Below are 6,139 nucleotides of genomic sequence, written 5' to 3' on the forward strand. Positions count from 1 at the left end.
AGCGGCAGGCTATGAACGCTCCCTCCTCTCGGAAAAGCTCTGGCATCTGTATCACGATCTCAGTGAGGACGCCAGAAAAGGCGGATATTTGTCCTGCCTGTCAGAGATCAAAGGCAATGGTTTCCCGGAGGAGACCCGCCGCCTGATGGAGCAGCTGAGTGAACCGGCTTTCCGCCAGACCCTCAAGGAAGAATACGCCGCCTTCTGGACTGCCTATCAGCAGGACCGTGACCTGTTGCGTTTTCACTATCATAGACCGAGGGAGATCTGGGAGAACCTGAAGGACCTTGACTTGCCCCGCAGGACCTTTTCTTCAGAGCTTTCCCAAGTGCCAACCGTCCAGCACTTTATTACCGAGGATGAGATCGACGCCGCCATGACCGGCGGAAGCAGTTTCGCCGGAGGAAAAGGCCGTATCTATGCGTTCTTCATGGAAAACCATACGGATAAGGAAAAAGTGAGATTCCTCAAAGACGAGTATGGCATTGGCGGACGCTCTCATGCCCTGTCCGGCGCAACACACAGCGGCGAAGATCACGACGGGAAAGGGTTGCACTATAAAAAGCAGGACTGCCCGGATGTTCACTTGAACTGGGAAAAGGTTGCCAAGCGCATTACCTCTCTTGTCCAGAAAGGCCGCTATCTTACCGAACAGGAACAGGCGCAGTATGACAAAATCCAGGCTGAAAAGGAATTGGCAGAAGAAGATGCCATCCAAGCCCAGCAGCCGGAGGTGGAGGAAGAAACGCCAAAGCCTACCCTTCGGGAGCAGTTTGAGCAGTATAAGACTGTGGTGACTGCCGCCATTTCCGAGGATGCCGCATACCGCAATGCCTGCGGGCATTCTGACCGTGAAAATGCTGTCATCGAGGGCAATGCCGCTGTGCGCCGTGCGGTCCTTGGTTCTAAGGATATGGAGCTGATTCGCCTCTATTCGGATGTGCCGGAGTTCCGTCAGCGTTTACACCGGGAAGTGATCGACGAGACCTATCCAAAGCTCCATGAACTTCTGCGCCCTCTTTCTCAGGAAGATATTGATACTGCCATTTGTGCATGGAACGGCAATATCGAGAGTAAACATGCTGTCGTCCGTTATATGAAAGACCATGCAAGAGAGAAAGATACCGCTGCATGGCTGGCTCAGGAATACAGTGGCAGCAACATCCCGTTCGTTGTCCGTGCCGGAAGCCCGGAGGAAACGCAGCTGCCCTGGCCGAAGGTACAGCGCAGGCTTGCCCAGCTGATTCAGGAGGACCGGTTCTATACCGAAGAAGAACAGGAACGTTTTGACAACATCGACCCCATCGCCATCCGGGAAGCCCTGGAGGAAAGAGGGATTGTCAACGGACAGGTGGCAGACCCGGAAAAACTGGACAATGACCCATTTATCCAACAGGTGGTGTCGGATGTAGGGCAGATCGCAGATGCCGAGACAGAGCAGACTTCCAAAATTTCCATTTCCGATGAGGAATATGACGCAGTTCGCCGCCCAATTCCGCAAAGAACCTCCTATGACCCAGCCGCCCCGGTCTATGCCGTGGGCGATACCGTGTATATCGAGGATGACGCCTATCAGATCACCGAGCTGCGGGAGGACACCGTACAGCTTCTGCCCACCGGGATGGTATATCCCATCTACCGGGCAGAGCGCAAAGAACAGTTTGAGCAGCTGCTTCGGGCAGACCGCCGCAATGCTTACTATACCGAGTTTCTTCCTATTGACCCGGACAAGGCAGATCAGGACTTGCGGGATGTATTGGCTCATGGACTGATGGATGAAGCGGATAAAAAGCAGATTTCCACGCTGCTGCAATCCGGCAGGAGCAACAGCGAGATCGCCTACTGGCTGAGCAGAGCCTATTCCGGTGAGATCGAGACACTGAATCTGGAGACCGGCGATATTGCCGATTACCGTACCACGGCACAGGGCATAGAACTGGAAGTCATGGATGCAGAGGAAAAGCGTCTGGCTATGCTGTATTTCCGCTGGGATGAAGTTGCGCCTTTGCTGCGCGGGATGTATGCCCGTCAGCAGGACGGTTTTGGACAGGAACAGCCCCAACCGACTACCGAATCCCCGACCTTCCATTCCGAGACCATGGCCGTCTATCCGGGCGATAAGAACCATCTACCTTATGATGTGGTGGTGGAACAGCTGCATATCGAGGAGCCGGAGCCGCCAGCCCCTGTAACAGAGCCGGAGAAAACCTTTGAGGAAGTGTTGGATGAACACCCGGTTTCCATTCAGGTCAATGGCCAGTGGCAGACCTTTCCCAATGCCAAAGCTGCCGAGGAAGCATCTTATGAGGAATACAAGGCTAACCTGCGCCGCAATGCAAAAAACTTCCGCATTACCGATGAGCATTTGGGCGAAGGCGGTCCGAAAGCCAAGTTCCAGGCAAATGTCAATGCGATTCGTTTGCTGAAAGAGCTGGAAGCTGCCGGACAGCAGGCAAGCCCCGAACAGCAGGAGGTTCTTTCTCGATATGTGGGCTGGGGAGGTCTCTCTGATGCGTTTGAACCGGAGAAACCGGTATGGGCTTTAGAGTATGCCCAGCTAAAAGAACTGCTGACCCCGGAGGAATATGCCGCCGCCAGAAGCTCTACCCTCAACGCCCATTACACCAGCCCTACGGTCATTCAGGCCATCTATGAAGCGGTGGACCGTATGGGATTTGAGACCGGAAATATTCTGGAGCCGTCTATGGGTGTGGGCAATTTCTTTGGTATGCTGCCGGAGAAAATGCGAAACAGCCGTCTGTACGGCGTGGAGCTGGACCCTGTTTCCGGGCGCATCGCAAAGCAGCTCTATCCCAAGGCGGACATCACAGTAGGCGGCTTTGAGACCACCGATAGGCGTGACTTCTTTGACCTTGCCATCGGCAATGTACCTTTCGGTCAGTATCAGGTCAACGACAAAGCCTACAACAAGCTGAATTTCAGTATTCATAACTATTTTTTTGCCAAAGCACTGGATCAGGTGCGTCCCGGCGGTGTGGTAGCTTTTGTGACCTCTCGATATACCATGGACGCCAAGGATTCCACCGTGCGCCGCTATCTTGCCCAGCGTGCCGAGCTGCTGGGAGCTATCCGTCTGCCTAATGACGCGTTCAAAAAGAATGCCGGTGCCGAGGTGGTATCGGACATCATCTTCCTCCAAAAGCGGGACCGCCCGTTGGACATCGTGCCGGAATGGACCCAGACCGGACAGACGGAGGACGGGTTTGCCATCAACCGGTATTTTATCGACCACCCAGAAATGGTGCTGGGCAGACAGGAGCCGGTAAGCACTGCTCATGGTATGGACTACACCGTGAACCCTATCGAGGGACTGGAGCTTTCCGACCAGCTGCATGATGCTGTGAAGTACATTCATGGCACTTATCAGGAGGCAGAGCTGCCGGAGCTGGGCGAAGGCGAAGCTATTGACACCTCCATTCCTGCCGACCCCAATGTGAAGAACTATTCCTATGCCATTGTAGACGGGCAGGTGTACTACCGGGAAAACAGCCGTATGGTGCGCCCTGACCTCAACGCCACCGCCGAAGCCCGTGTAAAAGGTCTTGTGGGACTGCGTGATTGTGTGCAGGAACTGATCGACCTTCAGATGGATGCAGCGGTTCCGGACAGCACCATTCGGGAGAAGCAGGCGGAACTGAACAGTCTCTATGACAGCTTTTCTTCCAAATACGGTCTCATCAATGACCGTGCAAACCGTCTGGCCTATGCAGACGATTCTTCCTATTACCTGCTCTGTGCGCTGGAAGTCATCGACGAGGACGGAAAGCTGGAACGCAAGGCAGATATGTTCACCAAGCGGACCATCAAGCCCCATCAGGCGGTGGCTGTGGTGGATACGGCAAGTGAAGCACTGGCGGTGTCCATCTCGGAAAAAGCCTGCGTGGATATGGACTATATGAGCCAGCTTACCGGAAAAACAAAAGAAGAACTGGCCGGAGAGCTGCAAGGCGTAATCTTCCGTGTACCGGGACAGTTGGAGCAGGACGGAACGCCCCATTATGTGACTGCTGATGAATACCTCTCTGGCAATGTACGCCGAAAACTGCGTCAGGCGCAGCGGGCGGCACAGCAGGACCCGGTTTATGCAGTCAATGTGGAAGCTCTTACCGCCGCCCAGCCCAAAGACCTGGATGCGTCGGAGATTGAGGTGCGTCTGGGCGCTACCTGGATTGACAAGGAATATATCCAGCAGTTTATGTATGAGACCTTTAATACCCCGTTTTATCTCCAGCGTAGTATCGAGGTCAACTATTCGTCCTTTACCGCTGAATGGCAGATCAAGGGGAAATCTTCTGTATCCTACAACGATGTGGCAGCTTATACCACCTATGGGACCAGCCGCGCCAACGCCTACAAGATTCTGGAGGATTCCTTAAACCTGCGGGATGTCCGTATCTATGACACCATAGAGGACGCAGACGGAAAAGAGCGCCGCGTGCTGAACGCCAAGGAGACCACCCTGGCTGCCCAAAAACAGCAGGCGATCCGGGAAGCCTTTAGGGACTGGATCTGGAGAGACCCGGAGCGTCGCCAGACTTTGGTGTGCCAGTACAACGAGGAAATGAACTCTACCCGTCCCCGTGAATATGATGGCAGCCATATCACTTTTGGCGGCATGAATCCAGCCATTACCCTTCGGGAACACCAGAAAAGCGCTATCGCCCATGTGCTGTATGGAGGAAATACCCTGTTGGCACACGAAGTAGGCGCAGGTAAAACCTTTGAGATGGTGGCCGCTGCGATGGAAGCCAAACGCCTGGGACTGTGCCAGAAATCTCTCTTTGTGGTTCCAAACCATCTGACCGAGCAGTGGGCGTCGGAGTTTCTGCGTCTCTATCCTTCCGCCAATATCTTAGTTACCACAAAAAAGGACTTTGAGACCCATAACCGAAAGAAGTTCTGCGCTCGTATTGCGACGGGTGATTATGATGCCATTATCATGGGGCACAGTCAGTTTGAGCGTATCCCCATCAGCCGGGAGCGCCAGGAAAGGCTTCTCTATGAGCAGATCGACGAGATCACTGAGGGCATCGCAGAGGTGCAGGCCAGCGGCGGCGAGCGTTTTACCGTCAAGCAGCTGGAGCGTACCCGAAAATCTCTGGAAGCCAGACTGGAAAAGCTGCAAGCCGAGGGGCGAAAAGACGATGTGGTAACCTTTGAGCAGCTGGGTGTAGACCGATTGTTCGTAGACGAGGCCCACAACTATAAAAACCTGTTTCTATACACAAAAATGAGGAATGTGGCAGGCTTATCCACATCGGACGCGCAGAAATCCTCCGATATGTTTGCCAAGTGCCGCTATATGGATGAGATCACCGGAAACCGTGGCGTGATTTTTGCCACCGGCACACCGGTCAGCAACTCCATGACCGAGCTTTACACCATGCAGCGTTACCTTCAGTATGAACGCCTGCAAGAGCTGAACATGACCCACTTCGACTGCTGGGCTTCCCGATTTGGAGAGACCGTCACAGCATTGGAGCTTGCCCCGGAAGGGACCGGCTATCGGGCGCGCACTCGATTCTCCAAGTTTTTCAACCTGCCGGAGCTGATGAACCTGTTCAAAGAAGTGGCGGACATCAAGACCGCCGACCAACTGAACCTGCCCACCCCGGAGGTGGAATACCACAACATCGTGGCGCAGCCTACCGAACATCAGCAGGAAATGGTCAAGACCCTTTCGGAGCGCGCATCGCTGGTACACAGCGGAACCGTTGACCCGTCCCAGGACAATATGCTCAAGATTACCTCGGATGGCCGTAAGCTGGGCCTGGACCAGAGAATCGTCAACCAGATGCTGCCGGATGAACCTGGCACAAAGGTCAATCAGTGCGTGGACAACATCATGCAGATCTGGCGGGATGGCAAAGCTGACAAGCTGACCCAGCTGGTGTTCTGCGACATTTCTACACCGCAGGCAAAAGCTCCTGCAAGCAAGGCGGCGAAAACGCTGGATAATCCACTGCTTCACGCATTGGAAGGCTCTGTGCCTCTGCCGGAGCAGGAACCGGTCTTTACGGTATATGACGATATTCGTCAGAAACTCATTGCTCAGGGAATGCCTGCCGACCAGATCGCTTTTATCCATGAAGCCAACACCGAAGTGCGGAAAAAGGAG

1 protein-coding gene is annotated in these 6,139 nt (G+C 54.2%); it reads left to right on the forward strand.

The window, feature by feature from the left end; all coding sequences use genetic code 11:
* The coding region (locus OCV62_RS17560) for an SNF2-related protein (RefSeq protein WP_262588276.1) at positions 1-6,139 on the forward strand (6,139 nt) is incomplete at both ends.

This window comes from Gallintestinimicrobium propionicum (assembly GCF_025567525.1).
GTDB lineage: Bacteria > Bacillota > Clostridia > Lachnospirales > Lachnospiraceae > Gallintestinimicrobium > Gallintestinimicrobium propionicum.